22 protein-coding genes are annotated in these 15,443 nt (G+C 60.0%); 5 read left to right on the forward strand and 17 right to left on the reverse strand.

Going from position 1 to position 15,443, the window contains the following annotated elements:
• The 8 genes from NKI79_RS31030 to NKI79_RS33385 form a co-directional block, all read right to left on the reverse strand.
• A partial coding sequence (locus NKI79_RS31030; RefSeq protein WP_352806978.1) for a hypothetical protein occupies window positions 1-198 on the reverse strand: 198 nt, incomplete at its 3' end.
• 64 nt (window positions 199-262) lie between these two features.
• A complete protein-coding gene (locus NKI79_RS31035; protein WP_023722897.1) occupies window positions 263-1,594 on the reverse strand; it encodes an ABC transporter substrate-binding protein in 1,332 nt (443 codons plus the stop codon).
• A gap of 49 nt (window positions 1,595-1,643) precedes the next feature.
• A complete protein-coding gene (locus NKI79_RS31040) occupies window positions 1,644-2,681 on the reverse strand; it encodes a branched-chain amino acid ABC transporter permease (protein ID WP_352517944.1) in 1,038 nt (345 codons plus the stop codon).
• A 3-nt stretch (window positions 2,682-2,684) separates the two neighbouring features.
• Window positions 2,685-3,581 (reverse strand): branched-chain amino acid ABC transporter permease, encoded by an 897-nt coding sequence (locus NKI79_RS31045; RefSeq protein WP_352453924.1) that lies wholly within the window; start codon window positions 3,579-3,581, stop codon window positions 2,685-2,687.
• Window positions 3,581-4,483 (reverse strand): ABC transporter ATP-binding protein, encoded by a 903-nt coding sequence (locus NKI79_RS31050; RefSeq protein ID WP_352621688.1) that lies wholly within the window; start codon window positions 4,481-4,483, stop codon window positions 3,581-3,583. Before NKI79_RS31050 ends, NKI79_RS31045 begins: the two co-directional genes overlap by 1 nt.
• Before the next feature lie 55 nt (window positions 4,484-4,538).
• Window positions 4,539-5,639, reverse strand: coding sequence for a dimethylsulfone monooxygenase SfnG (sfnG, locus tag NKI79_RS31055; protein WP_023722893.1), 1,101 nt, complete (start codon window positions 5,637-5,639; stop codon window positions 4,539-4,541).
• A gap of 27 nt (window positions 5,640-5,666) precedes the next feature.
• Complete coding sequence (gene msuE / locus NKI79_RS31060; RefSeq protein ID WP_502906473.1) at window positions 5,667-6,227, reverse strand: FMN reductase; 561 nt, start codon at window positions 6,225-6,227, stop codon at window positions 5,667-5,669.
• 82 nt (window positions 6,228-6,309) lie between these two features.
• Complete coding sequence (locus tag NKI79_RS33385) at window positions 6,310-6,858, reverse strand: hypothetical protein (protein WP_502906470.1); 549 nt, start codon at window positions 6,856-6,858, stop codon at window positions 6,310-6,312.
• A 382-nt stretch (window positions 6,859-7,240) separates the two neighbouring features.
• Here NKI79_RS33385 and NKI79_RS31070 point away from each other — a divergent pair, with 382 nt between their 5' ends.
• The gene (locus tag NKI79_RS31070) at window positions 7,241-7,366 is read left to right on the forward strand and encodes a hypothetical protein (protein WP_023722890.1); all 126 of its coding nucleotides are present in this window, start codon (window positions 7,241-7,243) and stop codon (window positions 7,364-7,366) included.
• A 66-nt stretch (window positions 7,367-7,432) separates the two neighbouring features.
• On the opposite strand, the gene NKI79_RS31075 is transcribed toward NKI79_RS31070, so the two are convergent.
• Together NKI79_RS31075 and NKI79_RS31080 are read right to left on the reverse strand one after the other, a co-directional pair.
• Window positions 7,433-7,891 carry a hypothetical protein gene (locus NKI79_RS31075; RefSeq protein ID WP_031195338.1) on the reverse strand — a complete coding sequence of 153 codons (459 nt, stop codon included), beginning with the start codon at window positions 7,889-7,891 and terminating at the stop codon, window positions 7,433-7,435.
• A 125-nt stretch (window positions 7,892-8,016) separates the two neighbouring features.
• A complete protein-coding gene (locus NKI79_RS31080; protein ID WP_023722887.1) occupies window positions 8,017-8,619 on the reverse strand; it encodes a hypothetical protein in 603 nt (200 codons plus the stop codon).
• A 198-nt stretch (window positions 8,620-8,817) separates the two neighbouring features.
• Here NKI79_RS31080 and NKI79_RS31085 point away from each other — a divergent pair, with 198 nt between their 5' ends.
• Window positions 8,818-9,288: a helix-turn-helix domain-containing protein gene (locus NKI79_RS31085; protein ID WP_245278784.1), complete on the forward strand. Its 471-nt coding sequence runs from the start codon at window positions 8,818-8,820 to the stop codon at window positions 9,286-9,288.
• A 110-nt stretch (window positions 9,289-9,398) separates the two neighbouring features.
• Here NKI79_RS31085 and NKI79_RS31090 read toward each other — a convergent pair whose 3' ends face one another.
• Genes NKI79_RS31090 through NKI79_RS31105 form a run of 4 tightly spaced genes read right to left on the reverse strand, consistent with a single transcriptional unit; the run spans window position 9,399 to window position 12,582 of the window.
• Window positions 9,399-10,715, reverse strand: a complete 1,317-nt coding sequence (locus NKI79_RS31090; RefSeq protein ID WP_023722885.1) for a sensor histidine kinase — start codon at window positions 10,713-10,715, stop codon at window positions 9,399-9,401.
• Window positions 10,712-11,257 carry a putative pterin-binding protein gene (locus tag NKI79_RS31095; protein WP_156948359.1) on the reverse strand — a complete coding sequence of 182 codons (546 nt, stop codon included), beginning with the start codon at window positions 11,255-11,257 and terminating at the stop codon, window positions 10,712-10,714. The genes NKI79_RS31090 and NKI79_RS31095 overlap by 4 nt, the downstream gene beginning before the upstream one ends.
• Complete coding sequence (locus NKI79_RS31100) at window positions 11,247-11,939, reverse strand: FkbM family methyltransferase (protein ID WP_023722883.1); 693 nt, start codon at window positions 11,937-11,939, stop codon at window positions 11,247-11,249. Before NKI79_RS31100 ends, NKI79_RS31095 begins: the two co-directional genes overlap by 11 nt.
• Window positions 11,940-11,952: 13 nt before the next feature.
• The gene (locus NKI79_RS31105) at window positions 11,953-12,582 is read right to left on the reverse strand and encodes a response regulator (RefSeq protein ID WP_023722882.1); all 630 of its coding nucleotides are present in this window, start codon (window positions 12,580-12,582) and stop codon (window positions 11,953-11,955) included.
• A 141-nt stretch (window positions 12,583-12,723) separates the two neighbouring features.
• Here NKI79_RS31105 and NKI79_RS31110 point away from each other — a divergent pair, with 141 nt between their 5' ends.
• Entirely contained in the window at window positions 12,724-13,068 is a 345-nt protein-coding gene (locus NKI79_RS31110; protein ID WP_031195334.1) for a hypothetical protein, read from the forward strand.
• Here NKI79_RS31110 and NKI79_RS31115 read toward each other — a convergent pair.
• From NKI79_RS31115 to NKI79_RS31125, 3 genes are read right to left on the reverse strand one after another with little or no spacing between them, the layout of a single operon-like run.
• Window positions 13,065-13,229 carry a hypothetical protein gene (locus NKI79_RS31115; protein ID WP_156948357.1) on the reverse strand — a complete coding sequence of 55 codons (165 nt, stop codon included), beginning with the start codon at window positions 13,227-13,229 and terminating at the stop codon, window positions 13,065-13,067. The two genes, NKI79_RS31110 and NKI79_RS31115, sit on opposite strands and share 4 nt — an antisense overlap.
• The gene (locus NKI79_RS31120; protein ID WP_023722879.1) at window positions 13,216-13,773 is read right to left on the reverse strand and encodes a thermonuclease family protein; all 558 of its coding nucleotides are present in this window, start codon (window positions 13,771-13,773) and stop codon (window positions 13,216-13,218) included. The genes NKI79_RS31115 and NKI79_RS31120 overlap by 14 nt, the downstream gene beginning before the upstream one ends.
• Complete coding sequence (locus tag NKI79_RS31125) at window positions 13,770-14,372, reverse strand: hypothetical protein (RefSeq protein WP_352516264.1); 603 nt, start codon at window positions 14,370-14,372, stop codon at window positions 13,770-13,772. Before NKI79_RS31125 ends, NKI79_RS31120 begins: the two co-directional genes overlap by 4 nt.
• Before the next feature lie 133 nt (window positions 14,373-14,505).
• Between NKI79_RS31125 and NKI79_RS31130 the strand changes: the two genes are divergently transcribed.
• The gene (locus tag NKI79_RS31130; protein WP_352517938.1) at window positions 14,506-15,114 is read left to right on the forward strand and encodes a lytic transglycosylase domain-containing protein; all 609 of its coding nucleotides are present in this window, start codon (window positions 14,506-14,508) and stop codon (window positions 15,112-15,114) included.
• A gap of 12 nt (window positions 15,115-15,126) precedes the next feature.
• Window positions 15,127-15,441, forward strand: a complete 315-nt coding sequence (locus NKI79_RS31135) for a TrbC/VirB2 family type IV secretion system protein (protein ID WP_352516261.1) — start codon at window positions 15,127-15,129, stop codon at window positions 15,439-15,441.
• Window positions 15,442-15,443 lie beyond the last annotated feature (2 nt).

Here is a 15,443-nt window from a genome sequence, read left to right on the forward strand (position 1 = left end):
TAACAGTACCGCGCTCGGCCGGGAGGAGATTGGATACGGCGCGTAGCAGGGTGTCATGCCCGCGCCGTTGGTTGCGATCAGTGCGCCGATAACGGCTTTGGCGCCCGACCGGTCGGCCCCGTGCAGGGCGGCGATGGCGCCGTTGTTGACGGCCTCCCCGCGACTCCCCGACAGTAGCGGATTTACCGGGCTGCACATCCATCACTCCCCAATCGCCCGCAAATCGCGGCCGGCCCGGGGGCCGGCCGCGAGTTGTTGGACTTCAGTTGCTGACCACTGCTTCGGCGTCTTCGGCCGTGCGGATCTTGATGCCCTTTTCCTTGGCATAGGCCTCGGACGACTTCTCGATGATCGGACGCAGCAGCTTCCAGTCGGGCGCAATCCAGTCGGAGACGACGTTCCACTTCTTGCCGTCCCACTGCTGGAAGGTCACGTAGCCGTCACCTTCGTGATTGTCCCAGGAGACGTTGATCGAGTGGAACAGGTCCTTGGCGCCCAGCGCCTCGACGCGTGCCGGATCGAGCTTGAGATGCTCGAAGCCCCAGCGGACTTCGTCGCCGGTGAGCGTGCGGTTGCCGAACTTGGTCTGCGCGATGCGTACCGCCTCGACATTGAGGATGCCGTTGACGATGCCGAGATTGTGGTAGACCGAGCCGATACGGCTCTTTTCCTCGAGATTGCCTTTGCCGGCGCCGTAGACCGTTTTGACGATCTCCTGGACCACCGGATACTGCTCGCCTGACGCCTGGGTGGTGATGGCCGTATAGCCCTTGGCGGCATCGCCCGCGGGGATCACATCCTCTTCCGAATTCGACCAGACATTGCCGACGATGTGATCGGCCGGGAAGCCGGTCTTCTGCGCGGTCTTGAGCGCAACCGGGTTCATCACGCCCCAGCCGCGCAGCACCACATAGTCGGGATGCTCGCGACGGATCGTCAGCCACTGCGCCTGCTGCTCGTTGCCTGGATGCGGAACCTCGATCTGCGACAGCTCGAAGCCGTATTTCTGCGACAGCAGCTCATAGATCGGAATCGTCTCCTTGCCATAGGGCGAGCCGTGATAGAGCACGACGATCTTCTTGCCCTTGAGCTTGTCGAGGCCACCTTCCTTGGAGGCGATATAGTTCACGATGCCCGAGGTCTCGCTGTACGGATTGAGCAGCAGCGGGAAGACGTAAGGGAACACGCGTCCGTCCGTGGTGTCGGTGCGGCCGTGGTTGATGGTGATCAGCGGCACCTTGTCATCGGTGATGCGGTCGATCATGGCATAGGCGATGCCGACCGAAAGCGGGTTCCAGGCGGCGATGCCGGGATTGCTCTTCAATCGTTCATAGACCTCGACGCCCTTCTCGACCTCATACTGCGTCTCGCCCTCGCTCCAGGTCAGCTTGACGCCGTTGACGCCGCCGTCGCGGATGTTGATCAGGTTGAGATAGTCGATGAAGCCGCCGAAGAAGCCGGTGCCGCCGGCGGCATAAGGGCCGACGCGGTAGCTCTGCAGGGGAAAATACTGCTCGTCGGCGTGGACCGCCGTCGCGCCGAGGACGAAGGCCGTGGCGATCGCCGCTTTCTTGAGGTGACTGAAGAAGGTCATGGATTGCGTCTCCTGAGGTTGTGGTCCGTGAGAGGATGTCGAGCGGCGCTCAGCTGGACCTTGAGCCGATCCGTCGTTTCAGGCGGTCGAAGAGGGCCGACAGCCCGTTCGGTTCCGCGATGAGGAAGATGATGATGAGCGCGCCGAGCACGATGCGCTGGCTCATGTCGAGAACACCCGAATCGAACAGTCCGCCAAACAGGAAGGCGCCAAGCCGCGACAGGATGAGCGGAAAGACGACGATGAACGCCGCTCCCAGAAAGGCGCCGCGTATCGAGGCCAGCCCGCCGATGATGATGATGAACAGGATCTGGAACGAGCGGTCGAGATTGAAGCCGGCCGGCTCGACGGTGCGCAGATAGGTGAAGGCCCACAGCACCCCGGCGACGCCGATGATGAAGGACGAGATGGCGAACGCGAGCAGCTTGGTCTTCAGCACAGGGACGCCGATCACCCGCGCGGCGGTTTCGTTGTCGCGCACGGCGATGAAATTGCGGCCGGTCGCGCTGTTGACCAGGCGCCAGACGAGCGCCGTGAGCACGATGACCGTGGTCACCGAGAGCAGGTAGCGGCCCGTCGCCTTGTCGAGCGAGAAGCCCGCAACGGCAAGGTGCGGCGCCGAGATCACCCCGGAAGGGTTGTCGTTGGAGAACCACCCGAACTTGGTCAGCGCCCACTGCACGAAGAACTGGGCGGCGAGCGTCGAGACGGCGAGGTAGAAGCCGCGCAGGCGCAGGCTCGGCAATCCGAACACGACGCCGATGCCGGCGGCTGAAATCCCGGCCAGGATCATGGTCGCAGCCAGCGGCAGTCCTTCGACCCGAAGGTTGAAATTGTAGGCGGCGAAAGCGCCGACCGCCATGAAGGCGGAGGAGCCCAGCGAAAGCTGGCCGCAATAGCCGGTCAAAAGGTTGAGGCCGACCGCCGCCAGGCTGAGCGCAAGGAACGGCAGCAGGATCGCCTCGACGAGATAGCTCGACGCATAGGCGGGGATCAGGCCGTAGGCCACGGCAATCAGGGCGACGGGCAGAGCTAACCTCTGCCAGTCGATGGGAAGCCTTGCGGCATCGAGCGCTTGCACGGCCATCGGTCAGACCCTTTCGACAGTCTTCTGGCCAAACAGGCCGGAGGGGCGCACCAGCAGGACGACCAGCGCCAGCGCATAGGCGAACCAGCCTTCGATGCCGCCACCGACAAAGGGTCCGAGGTAGACCTCGGCGAGCTTCTCGCTGGCGCCGATGATGAGGCCGCCGACGATGGCGCCGAGGATAGAATCGAAGCCGCCAAGCACCAGCACCGGCAGCGCCTTCAGCACGATCAGCGACAGCGAGAACTGGACGCCGAGGCGCGCGCCCCACAAGAGCCCCGCGACCAGTGCCACGAACCCCGCGGCCGTCCACACCGTTCCCCAGATCCGGGGCAGCCGCAGCCCGACGGCGAGCGCCGCGAACTGGTCGTCTGCGACGGCGCGAAACGCTAGGCCGACGCGGGTCCAATAGAAGAATGCGCTCAAGCCGGCGACCATCGCCGCGGCAATGCCTGCAGCAAGAAGATCGAACGACGATATCAGGATACCGCCGACCTCGAACGGCGTGTCGTCGATGCCGAGATCGAGCCCGTGCACCTGCGTGCCCCACACCAACTGGGCAGCGCCTTCAATGATGTAAGACAGGCCAAGCGTGGCCATGAACAGCGTCATCGGCGAGCGATTGACCAGCGGCCTCAGCACAGTTCGCTCGATGGTGAAGCCCAGCGCAACCATGACCGCGAGGGTAATGAGCATTGAAAGCGCAAACGGGATGCCGCGTTCGACAAGGCTGACAAAGGTGAGTGCGGCGAACAGCACCATCGACCCTTGCGCGAAGTTCAGCACGCCCGACGTCTTGTAGATCAGCACGAAACCGATGGCGACGAGCGAATACATGACGCCTGAGAGCAAGCCACCGACCAGCACCTCGATGACGAAGAGGAAATCATAGTAGCTCATCAGATGCCCTCGCCATCTTCGCCTTCGGCGGTGCCGATATAGGCCCGGATCACCGCCGGATTGGCCCTGACCTCGGCCGGTGTCCCGTCGGCGATCTTGCGGCCGTAGTCGAGCACGGCGACGCGGTCGGAGAGCCCCATGACCACGCCGATGTCGTGTTCGATGAGGATGATGGTGACGTCGTGCCGGTCGCGCGCTGCGCGCACGAAACCGGCCATCTCGGCCTTCTCGGTCGCCGTCATGCCGGCCATCGGCTCGTCGAGCAGCAGGATCTTCGGCTCGGCGACAAGCGAGCGCGCCAGTTCGACCCGCTTCTGCAGGCCGTAGGGCAGCGTTGCGACCAGGCGATCGGCGACGGCCTCGAGATGCAGGAAGGCGATTGTCTGGTCGACCTTTTCAGCGATCGCGGCATCTTCGCGCCGGGCGCGCGGTAGACCGGCGATATGTTCGACGAAGCTGGCGCGCCGGGTGTGGACGCGGCCCGACGCGATGTTGTCGCGCACTGAAAGCCCACCGAACAGTGCCAGGTTCTGGAAGGTGCGCGCGACGCCGAGCCGTGCCAGACGGCTTGCCGACACCCGGGAGAAGGACTGGCTATCGATCGCGATCTTGCCCTGATCGGCGTGATAGAGGCCGCTGATGATGTTGATCAGCGAGGATTTGCCGGCGCCATTGGGACCGATCACAGCGCGAATCTCGCGGCTTTTGACCTCGAGGTCGACATCCCGCAGTGCCGTGACGCCACCAAAGGAAATGCTGATCCCGCCCAGCGCCAGGATCGCATCAGCCTTTGCCGACAGGCGCGCCGGGCGCGTGTCCTCGACGGGACCAGCACCAGCAAGAATGCCGGAAATTTCGGGCGCGCGCTCGTATGCGGCGGCTCCCAGCGAAGCACCAATCATGAAATGTCCCTGATTTTGAAGGCGTGCGGGCGGCGGCCTGGAGGCCGCGCGTGTCCTATTCCGCGGCGACGAGCTCCCTGTCGCGCGCCGCTTCCAGTTCGCGCACCAGAGGGATGACGCGCTTGCCGAAGAACTCCACCTCTTCCTGGAAATGCAGGAAGCCGAGCAGTATCAGATCCGCGCCGGCATCCTTCAGCTTGAGGATGCGTTCGGCAATCTGTTCCGGCGTGCCGATGAGATTGCTGCGGAAGCCGTCATTGTATTGGACAAGATCCTCGAACGAGGATTTCGCCCAGTTACCCTCGCCTTCCGGCGACGCCTTGCCGGCATTCTTGACCTGATCGGCGAAACCCTGCACCGCCTCCGGATTGGCCTTGGCGATGATCTCGTCGAGCACGGTGCGCGCTTCTGCCTCGGTTTCGCGAGCGATGGCAAAGGCGTTGACGCCGATCTTGACCTTGTGGCCATTGGCCTTCGCCTTGGTCTTGATGTCGTCAACCTGCTTCTTGATCTCTTCCGGCGTGTTGCCGTTGGTGAAATACCAGTCGGAAACCCGCGCAGCCATGTCGCGCGCCGCGCGTGATGAGCCGCCCTGGAAGATCTCCGGCTGCGGATCGATCGGCTTCGGCTTCATCGAGTAGTTGGTAAAGCGATAGAAGTCGCCCTTCAGAGTGAAATTGTCCTCGGTCCAGATGCCGCGCAGCGCACGGATGAATTCCTCCGAACGGCGATAGCGCTCGTCATGGTCGAGCCACAGCTCGCCGATGGCGGCGAACTCACCGCGGAACCAGCCGCTGACGACATTGACGGCGACACGGCCATTGGTCAGGTGGTTGATGGTGGCTATCTGCTTGGCCGCCAGCGCTGGATTCCATGGGCCGGGCAGGATCGCCGCGATGACTTTCAGCGTTGTGGTCGCCGCAAGCAAGGCATGGCTGAACGATACCGATTCGTGCTGGTTGTCGGCGCCATAGCCGGCCGTGAAGCGTATTTGGCTCAGCGCGTAGTCGAAGCCGTTGGCCTCGGCGATCTGGGCGAGCTTGCGGTTATAGTCGATGTCCCAGCCGGTCCGCTGCTCGATGTTGGAGATGACCAGGCCGCCCGAGACGTTCGGGACCCAGTAGGCGAATTTCACGTTGTCGGAATTCGAGGTCATTTCGTTCGTTTCCCCTTTTGATTGGCTTCAACCGACGCGCGTGGCGACGGCAGTGTTTGCATCATTGGAATTAAGCAAGGAAATCGCTTCGGTAGCGGCCCGTGAGATGCGCTCGATAATCGCCGCGCCGACGATCTTGGCATCGACGAAATCGTCGGGCGCGCCGTAGACGCCGGTCGGGACCGTGACGGCCCCGAAAAAACCGAACAATGGCCGGAGCTGATGTTCGAGAACCAGGCCATGGTATGGACTTCCGCCGGTTGCCGCGAGAAGCACGGTCTTGCCCGTCAGTGCACGATGATCGACGAGGTCGAACAGGTGCTTGAGAGCGCCGGTGTAGGACGCCCGATAGACCGGCGTTCCGACCACGAGCAGGTCGGCCTTCTCGACACGCTGGATGATCGCTTCGCCAGACGCGCCGAGCGCACGACGAGACAGCCCGGCGAAAATCGAAGGCGCCGCCTCGGTGATTTCGATCAGGCCGGCGTCCGACGGGACACGCGACGCGACCGCCTTGACCAGCGCGCTCACCACCGCGGTGGTGCGGGATGGCGTACTAACGCCGCCGGATATGCCGAGAACCGAAATTCTTGCCACGTGTCGTCGATCTCCTGTTCCACCAAGGGGATGCCCGGTTGCCAAGACGGGATCGTACGATATTACACAAAATCTATAGAGATAAGGAATTATCTTTTGATTTTTCCAAACCATTGAGAAAATCGGAGTGCTGACGCCTCATTAGCATGAGCTCTAACATCCGATTGGCGGCAAACCGCGGGCGCAGACCGGCCAGGCTTGATCGTGGCGATCGGCGCTCCGTTGCCCGGTGCGGCCCGCGCCGCAGATTGTCACCACCGGCACGTCGCGCTTTTGGTCGTCGATCGGCGTCCCCGCCGTGATAGCTGCCGTTGAATCGGACCCCGAACTGCCGCTCGGCGCCGAAACGCCCGCTCACATCGAGATGCCCGCCGCCCTGGGGGCTCGACCGTGTCAGATCGACCTCGGCCCGCGCGCGTGGGATGATATTGGTCGTACCCCCCGAGACTGCTGTTCGGCGCGATGCCATAAAGGAGCGCCACCGGTCCTTTGAGAACCTCGATCGCTCGATATAATCGGTGAACAAGCGATAGGTCGGCGCGACCCCGAACACACCATCGAACGCGACCTCGCCAAAATTTCCTTCATTGATCGGAAAGCCGCGAATGTAGAAGGAATCCAATATCCCGCCGGTTGAATGGGTGCTCCGTACCAAGGATCATTGATCATCACGTCGTCCACCGTGCGTGCGCCCTGATCCTCGATCGTTTGCGCCGTGTAGCTGCCTATGTTGAACGGCGTATCCATGATGTCGCGATTGCCGAGCAGGCCCAGGCGCCCGCCTCGCGCGACTTGTCCGCCCGGATACGCTTCCGGCAGATTGTCGATCGTTGCGGTCAGGGGCAGGCCGCCCAGCCCCACCACCACGATGCGCTCGAGCACCGTGCCATGGAATGTTCGTTTCATTGTTGACAGGTTAGTCATGCAAGACCTCCTGACCATCCGCACCCAGCTCTCGCCAGGCAAGGCAAAACGTTCTTGGTCCTTGGCGTGAGGGGACTTGGATGAGGAAATCTGTTGGGCTGTTCGCTGCGCTGGCCGTGATGGGTCAGGACGCCGCTGCGCAGGAGTCGACGGCTGATCGTCTGATGAAACTAGACCGGGAAGACGGTTATGCCGGACTTTTCTGAAACGCCGGTGGCTGGCGCCCGAGGTCAGAACATATCGGTTTTCGCTCGCCTTCCCTCTCGGCTCACTCACTTGTGCGGCATACAATAGACGCCCTCGGATTCCATGAGTACCGCGCCGCCCTTCAACTCGCTCATTGCGCCGACCCAGGCTTCCGAATAAGTGCGGCTGGCATCCACGGCCGTCAGCCAAAGAACGCGATTGTCAGCCAGTTCGACTTTAACTTCCTGCTGCAAAGGGCTTGCCTGCACGGTCTGTTGATAGTGCCGTTTGATCCTGACATTGCTGGCCGGGAACTCAGCTTCGTTGCTGCCATAGTTCAGCACAAACCTAGTATGGTCCTCGGCCACTGTGCAACTGCCGTCACGCTCACACACGATTTTGGCGGCGGTCTTGCAGTCCCATTTCAGTGAAGCGGGCCACATCGGATTGTCCGCGCTCGATCGCGGCTTCTCGCTCTGGCTAGCCACCGCCAAGCCTGCCCATGGGCCCATTATCGCAGTCGACAGGAGCAGCGCCTTCAACACTTATTACCCTTCCCTGATCCAGTACCGTATTGCTGTCTCGAAGCTATCGCTGGCGTCGGGGTGAATGAACCGGACAGACACGCCTTGTGATCCTCATGGCGACTCATCCTGCGTGATCGCCTGGCTTATGGCATGTTGAGATTGAACCAGCTTTTCTGGCGCATGCCGTTCGCGTCGTCATACTCGATGAACCAGGGCTTTCCGCGCACCGGCCGAGAGATGGTGTAGTAGGTGGGGCCATTACCAAGGGAATGCCCTCTATCGTTGCCCGTGATCTGGATTTTTGCCGTCACCAACCTACCGTTGATTTCGATCTGGGCCTGTCGAGATCCGTTGTCATGGTCTTGGCCGAGACGACTATTCGTGAAAGTGGCGGGCAGGGTGAGCCTGTCGGAGCTGATACGGCAGATGTTCCGTTCTTGCCTCATTCCTCGCCGATCGGAGTCGTAGCTGCCAGCTGCTTGCCAGCCAGCTGGACAATCCTCATACTTCTCGAATCTCGCGGCGCTGGAGTTGGCTTGTGGACAGATCGGCCAGTTAAAACCCGGCGCTTTCATCGCCGCCATCAACTTGTAGATTGACGGGTGGCAAGAAGGAGTGGCCTGCCAGTCACCGGACAGGCAGAGGAGGACCTGACAGCCCCATTCCGATGCCTGTGATTGGGATGGAAGAGCCGCGGCGCCCACGACGACGGTGGCACCCACCAAGAGATATTTCAGCATGTTCATAGCCTTTTCCTCGCTGCGGATTCTGATACTTTACTATGGATCATCCGCGCGAAAAAGGACAGATCGAGAAGGCAGGTTGTGCGACTACATCGATTTATGAAACGAGACGACGCGGGCCTGGTCAACAACCCGTTGCGCGCCAACATTGCGAGAACGCTGGAGCGGGAGAGAGCTAGGCGTGGCCTATCCCATATGCACATGGCCGAGCTGTTCCGGACCGTCGAGGGCGAAAGGCTCGCCTACCGGACATACATCCAGACCGTGCGACAGAAAAACAATGTCACCCTGACGACGTTGCAAATCATGGCAAGCGGCTTGCATGTGTCAGTTGCGGACCTGCTCGCGGGCGGAAAAAAACTTCCCGAATGGGCGCATCAGTTGGACGAAAATGCAATCCGCATGCGTCTGGCGCACATCATCGACATTGAGCGAAAACGACGCACTTTGCTCCGCTATAAGATGGCCGAGCTCATCGGCGTGGCGGAGGCGACATTCATGAAATTGGAACGCGCAAGCGGCAATATCAGCGTCGACACAATTGCGGCGATCGCCAAGGCGTTGAAACTTGATCCAGCGACCTTCCTCTTTTCCGATAAGGTCCCGCCATCAACTGATCTACCTGATTCTGACGCACCCGGAGGCGTAGGTTCTCATTTCAGAGTGCCGTGAACTTCCAGCGTCATCATCCGTCTAAGCTGCGCTACACAGAATGCCTGGCAGGTTTTCGCCGTGATAGCGCATACCGGTGCATTCAGGTGAAAATGGAGCAGAGCTGACAATTAGGCGCGCCACGTGTGTACCTTTTTTCGCCCGCGCCTGAGGAACGACTGCCATGACGTGGCGGCAGTCGAATGCACCGGAATCCTGATCTCTACGGTTGTGCCGGCACCGGGAGCGCTGTTGATGATGAGCCTTCCTTTCAGCGTCGAGACCATCTGGGAACATGCGGTCAGTCCAAGGCCAGTATGATTTCCAGCTCGCGTTGAAAAGAAAGGTGTAGTTGCCTTCACAAGGATTGCAGGCGACATGCCTGCGCCGTTGTCCGCCACATCTAGTACGAGGTAACTGCGCAGGAGGAAGGGACGTCGCTTGACTGTCGCGGAGATGAGAATTGGGGCGTTTCTGGTGCCGGATAGAGCGGCAAGAGCGTTTTCTATCAGCTCATTAACGACCAACCGTAACGGCGTCGCCGGAACAGGTTGCAGACGTGCTTTAGGATCGACCAAAACTTGCACCAAACTGCTGCGATCGTGCGCGAGATCCTCGAGGAGTGGGCCGAGCGCCACGGTGCTGGAATCTTGTGGCGCATAGGCGATCTGAAGGACACTGTTGGTGATCGATTCCAGTTCAGTAGCAGCACTGCGCGCAGCCTCAAGCATTTCGCCGCTCGGTTGCTTGTCTGGTTGTGCGTGCTCAAGGAACAGCCTCAAGGCTGTAACCCGCGATCGGGTCATATGCGCAAAGAGCGAAGCGAACGAGCGCATATGCTGGTCACGGCGATTGGCCAAAGCATAGCGTTGATGGATAACGAGATAAAAGGTGGCACCCAGGCCAAGTGCGATGGCAAAGATGAACCAGTTGCGCGAGGCCGCAATGTCGATGCTGGCGGTCTGCTGCAAGGTGGCACTGTGATCAACGGTAGAGCTGGAAATCTCGTAAATTGACTGTTCCAGCTTGGCCATGTCGGCAATGGCTTGGGTGTAGTTTGTACGCGCTGACACAAGAGGGGCAATTTTCTGTTCGAGGGTTAGGCCAATCCGGCCCAGGAGTTCGGCATCGTGGTCGGGAAAAAAGCGGTTCAGATAGGGCAGGTTTTCCAACTGCGCGACGTTGACGTTCACCAACGCCATTTGTCGATCGATGTCCGCATCAAGCTTGCCCGTCTCGTCGGCAATGCGAAGATAGCCATAGACTCGTATAAGGCGCTCGCGAATCTGTGCCGCGCGCCACTGAATCTCGAAAGTCTGATTGAGGATGGCATCCGTCTCCTGACGGTAGCGGTTCGATTGCATGAATGTCCACGCACTCAGCCCAAGCGCTGCAGCCATACCGAGATACGGCAGAACAGTGAGCAAACGGCCGTTTAAGAACTTCATTGCGTGGCGCGCAGGATGACTGGGAAAAACACCCAGATCGAGTTTCTTGCGGGAACATATGAAGCAGGCAATTGGTCGAAGGGCCAAACAATGAAGATGGGGCCTTTTTCTACCATGCTGATCGGGCGGAAATCCTGGCCCGGCGGGCAATGCGAGCCGGCCTTGTCACTCTCGTTGCAACGACGTTCGATCGCCAGGATCGGATTATAAGACCGGATTTCGTCCATATGAATGTCGGAAACGAAGTTGTCATAGGCGACAACTTTGACCTCCTGCACGGCGGTGACTCCGGCCTTGGCAAGCACATTTGCAAGCAGCGGCCCACGATATTCGATTTTCTCGTTGTCGCTCGTCCAAGGCGTACGCGTGTCATAGGTCTGTTGTGGAAAGTCTGCCCGCAGCTGCTTTACTGAAAAAACGGCGACAGTCTTGCCGCTGGCGTCTTGAACCGACACTTCGTTGGGATCGAGCGGAATTTCCTCGGCGGCGCTGGCGAGCGGAAGGGCTACGGCAAACATGACGGCGAGAGCATTACGCAACATCTTCCACATCCTCATATTCGCGGGGGCCATCGTTCTTAGCGAAGAGGACGCAAGGTCCTCGGGAGCCCCGCGGATCGTAGGCAAATCCCTTTTCTGCTAGGGCAAGGGTGATGTTGCGGATGCCGTCAAGGCCATAGAGGTGGTCGTGCAGCTCAAGAAAGATGCGTTCGACGCCGGGCAGCTCGGCATCCTGCAGAAGTTCTTTCTCAGCTCCTTCAATGTCCATGACGAGGGCGTTTATTCGATGATCGGCGATGAAACGATCGACGTCGGCCGAGACGATCGAAAGTTCGCGCTCATATGGTCCTTGGTCTTTGTCCGTGGAAGACATCCAAAGGTCGCGGCGAACGTAGAAGGTGAAGGACCGCGGCGGGCCTGCTGTGAGGATACCCTGCGAATATGTGACATTGTCGAGATCGTTGGCCGCTATCACGCGCTTCGCTAGTTCCGCTGTTGCGGGATTCGCTTCAAAAGCCCACACCTGAACGCCGGGGATTTTCGCGATCAGTGCGGTGATGATGCCGATACCGGACCCTAGCTCCAGTACGCGATCGCGCGCCTTGACTGCCCTGAAGATCCACTTCGCTTCCTTCGCCTCATAGCTCTGGCTTTGAAGCGCTCTCCAGATAACCGGCGAAACATCCTGTGGTGCGACAGGAACCTTGATTCCATGGACGATCATGGGCGCAATTGTCTCACAGACCTCGTGGGAGCGGATGGCCTTGCCGCATGAGCTTGGCGCGAGCCTGCTTGTAGTATTTCTCGGCCGAGCCGGCATCAATGGCCAGCCGGTCGGCCATCAGCGAAAAGATTTCCTTGCGTTTCACGCCGGGTTCGCGATGCGCCATCATGTCGATGGCCTCTTGTTCGCGCGGTGTAAGAACAGAAAAGCGATAATCGGGTTTCGTCATGACAACCCGCGACAGGCGCAACGAGAATCCCTTGGTGGAAATATCGTCCAGCACGTCCCTGAACACGCCGGGCGCAAGCCCGGTCTTGCCGAGATAGGCGGCAGCGCCGATTTGCCGGAAGCCATCCGCCTCGCAAAGGTTGTCAGAACCGGTGACGACAACATGGATCGCACTGGGTGAAGCCTCGATGATCTTGTCGACGACAGCGACGCGGTCGCCCTGTGACGTGGGATCAAAACCGGGCAAGCCAGGATCGATCACGACAAGATCGAAATGATTGTTTTGAAGCTCGGCAGTCGCGATGTTCAGCGTCTCCGCTCCCAGGACAATGCATTCTTCGAAGCTTGCTTGCACTTCGTTCATCAGTGCCAGACGCATAAGTGTCTGGTCTTCGACCACCAGGGCACGAAACATTGGAAGCCAATCCCTCTACGCATGCGCCCACCGCCCCTGTCTCTCAGAATTGGTCGCTTCAAAAAAGGGATGATGTCATCCCTATTTTTCCTCACCTCCCGAGCTACCAGTATGTGACCGATGTACGCCAGGGCGAGGACGATGCCTATTCAACAGGTCTGCAGCAATGGACAGATGGAAGCGGCTGAAGACGTCGCAAAACTGATTGCGGAACATCGTCAGAGCGTTGCCGCGCTTGAATGTATCGGCAAGCGATGGATGGGGGCCGAAGGGCCGGACGCGATCGTGCTGGGTGAGAGGCTGGACGCGGTCATGGCGGAGGAGGCCGCTGTGCGAAGGCGTGCTGCCATTGCTCCAGTAGCCACTATCGCGGAAATGAAAATGAAGGCTGCTTACTTCCAACGGCTGACGGCTCATGGCTGGTGCGAGATTGATGTCGACGATTGGCGCGCGTTGCTCGGTTCCTTCACGAAACTGCAGCCCTAAGAAAAGATCGTCGAAATCCATGAGGCCACGGTATTCCAGCCCGCGTAGATGGCCGCCGGCACCAAAATGATCGCGATGAACGCAGCCGCTCCGCCAATGGCGCCGTCGCCGCGTCCTTCCACAGGATAGTAATATCTGTGCGCTTCATCATCGTGTTTCATGCTGTCTCTCCGACCGCTTGTTTAGCAGCAGTCGCACAGGATGCCGAAACGTTGTGCCCCACAAACCCGCACGTTTCATCTTAGCGTTGATTTCCGCGATCAGATAGTTCTCATTGACGGCTTTGCCGTTTGCGGTTGTTGCGGCAAACGCGTATCCGGTCGCTATCAGCGCCGTGCCGACGTCGATTGTGTCGCCATTCAGCTGCGCACCGCACACGACAAAAACCGCCTTGTCCAGGGCGTAGCCGATTGGCTGGCATGTAACCGCCGCGCTATCGAATAGGGCTGCAAGGTGCGCCAGCGAGGTGTTCCCGCAATCGATTTTGTTTCCATTTTGCTCTTCGGCTGACGTGCCTCGAAGACATGACTGGACGCCATAGAGGCGGAAAAGGTGATCTCCATCACGCCAGGTATCTCCGGTCAGCAGTTGAGCCGATTTCGATACTGCCAAGGGCGTTGGCACGGCAGACTCGGATGCATCCTGGGCCTGGGCCGAAGCGCACAAACCAAATGCGGCCAGCACTGCGAAGCTCGCCTGCTTCATTCCTGGAACTGTCCACCGAGGTCGGCCGAATGCTCCAGATCGGGGCGCAGCGACTTGCCGTCCTTGTTGCGTCCGATCGCCGCCATGTCGAAAAAAACCATTTCGTCATCGTCGTAGGCGACGTTGTACGGGTCGTTTGCGTTGCCCGCACCGACGAGAGAGAAACACGACACGGCGTCGGGTTCACCCTTCGTGCTTTGCAGCACAAGTGTTTTGCAAAGCACGACAGATGCGCGATTGTTGTAGATTGCCTCTTCATAGTCCTGCGCGGCCTTCGTGCAGTCCCATTGCTGCGTCTTGTACGTGATCTTCGGTTTGGGGCAGGCCGCAAGGCCGCGCAGCCGGTACGTCACGCCGTTTATGACGCGCTCGGTCGCCGACGGCACCTTAACCGGCGAGATAAGGGCGGCCGCATCGCGCTGAAAGAGCGCGCCTTTTGCATCATAGCGTTCATAGACGAACACCTTCTCGCCCGGCTTGGCAAACTGGAGCAGGTAGTGCTCCGACGGCTGGGCAAAGGCACTCGGGGCGTCGGCGCCGGCAGCATAAGCCGCGGTGCCCTGAAGCAGCAAAACCATGCAAAGGGCCGTCTGTCTCATCGAAATCCGTCCTTGCGATTACATACAGTGTTGACACTTTACTAGGGCTGCGTGTAGCCATAGTAAAGTGTTAAATTTTGGCGACACTATGAACGCTCGATTCGCTCTCCTGCTCACCCTGTGTGGCGCCACGATGCCGTTCAATGCGCACGGCCAGGACCTGGCATCAGACCGCGTAGCAGTTGCCTTTGCAACACCGGCGCAAGCCCTTGCCGCGGTCGGGGCGCAAAGGCCGGGGGCGTGTACGACCGGAAATCGTGCTGAGGTCTCCCGACTTGTGCGTTCAATCGCGCAAGAGGAAGGGTTCGACGCCGATCTGGCCGAGGCAATTGCATGGGCCGAAAGCGATCTCGGCGCCAGTCAGGGTCCGTCGAAGGCCGGAGCCCTAGGGATCATGCAGCTGATGCCAGGCACGGCGGCCGATCTCGGCGTGAGCGACCGTTGCGACACAGAGGCAAATGTACGGGCTGGCCTCCGCCATCTGAAGTCACTCTATGACGAGTTCCAGGATCCGCTGCTGATGCTGGCGGCTTACAACGCCGGGCCCAACAGCGTCTACAAGGCGCAGGGCATTCCGGTGAATCCGGAAACTGCAGAATACATCGTGAAAATACTGAACCGCTGGAAGTTCGGCGGTGTCGTGAAGAAGTCTGCCCTGGCCAAATCCGAAATGCTCGCGGCCGCTCCGCCAGCAAGCGAGGACGCCTGGCAGGATGGTCATGTCATGGATTTCGGCAACTGAAAGGAGCCAAGGGTGGAATACAGGAAAGCGGGCAAATTTGCCCTGAAACTGGCCTTGGCCTCGGCGGTCGGAATAGCTCTCGCGCCGGCCAGTGCATATGCGCAGTCGGCGGCACCGGTCGAGAATGTGCTGGAGTGGTTCGTCGGCGTTCTGCAGGGCAACATCGCGCGCTCATTCGCCATCATCGCGGTCTGTTTTCTTGGCTTCCTCGCCATGACGGGCCGCCTGGCGTGGATGATGGCTTTTTCCATCATCATTGGCATCGCTCTGATCTTCGGCGCTGCCCAGTTGGTGGATGCGGTTCGCGCGACCGCGGGAGGCAGCTGAGA

The organism is Mesorhizobium sp. M0340 (assembly GCF_040321535.1).
Classification (GTDB): Bacteria; Pseudomonadota; Alphaproteobacteria; order Rhizobiales; family Rhizobiaceae; genus Mesorhizobium.

Coding starts and splice junctions, on each gene's coding strand:
- NKI79_RS31115 (WP_156948357.1), bottom strand. CDS start 13,229: ATGAAACACGATGATGAAGCGCACAGATATTACTATCCTGTGGAAGGA.
- NKI79_RS31095 (WP_156948359.1), bottom strand. CDS start 11,257: ATGTTGCGTAATGCTCTCGCCGTCATGTTTGCCGTAGCCCTTCCGCTC.
- NKI79_RS31085 (WP_245278784.1), top strand. CDS start 8,818: ATGGCCGAGCTGTTCCGGACCGTCGAGGGCGAAAGGCTCGCCTACCGG.
- NKI79_RS31105 (WP_023722882.1), bottom strand. CDS start 12,582: ATGTTTCGTGCCCTGGTGGTCGAAGACCAGACACTTATGCGTCTGGCA.
- NKI79_RS31070 (WP_023722890.1), top strand. CDS start 7,241: ATGAGGAAATCTGTTGGGCTGTTCGCTGCGCTGGCCGTGATGGGTCAG.
- NKI79_RS31040 (WP_352517944.1), bottom strand. CDS start 2,681: ATGGCCGTGCAAGCGCTCGATGCCGCAAGGCTTCCCATCGACTGGCAG.
- NKI79_RS31050 (WP_352621688.1), bottom strand. CDS start 4,483: ATGATTGGTGCTTCGCTGGGAGCCGCCGCATACGAGCGCGCGCCCGAA.
- NKI79_RS31120 (WP_023722879.1), bottom strand. CDS start 13,773: ATGAAGCAGGCGAGCTTCGCAGTGCTGGCCGCATTTGGTTTGTGCGCT.
- NKI79_RS31035 (WP_023722897.1), bottom strand. CDS start 1,594: ATGACCTTCTTCAGTCACCTCAAGAAAGCGGCGATCGCCACGGCCTTC.
- NKI79_RS31100 (WP_023722883.1), bottom strand. CDS start 11,939: ATGATCGTCCATGGAATCAAGGTTCCTGTCGCACCACAGGATGTTTCG.
- NKI79_RS31090 (WP_023722885.1), bottom strand. CDS start 10,715: ATGAAGTTCTTAAACGGCCGTTTGCTCACTGTTCTGCCGTATCTCGGT.
- NKI79_RS31110 (WP_031195334.1), top strand. CDS start 12,724: ATGCCTATTCAACAGGTCTGCAGCAATGGACAGATGGAAGCGGCTGAA.
- NKI79_RS31080 (WP_023722887.1), bottom strand. CDS start 8,619: ATGAACATGCTGAAATATCTCTTGGTGGGTGCCACCGTCGTCGTGGGC.
- NKI79_RS31125 (WP_352516264.1), bottom strand. CDS start 14,372: ATGAGACAGACGGCCCTTTGCATGGTTTTGCTGCTTCAGGGCACCGCG.
- NKI79_RS31045 (WP_352453924.1), bottom strand. CDS start 3,581: ATGAGCTACTATGATTTCCTCTTCGTCATCGAGGTGCTGGTCGGTGGC.
- NKI79_RS31130 (WP_352517938.1), top strand. CDS start 14,506: ATGCCGTTCAATGCGCACGGCCAGGACCTGGCATCAGACCGCGTAGCA.
- sfnG (WP_023722893.1), bottom strand. CDS start 5,639: ATGACCTCGAATTCCGACAACGTGAAATTCGCCTACTGGGTCCCGAAC.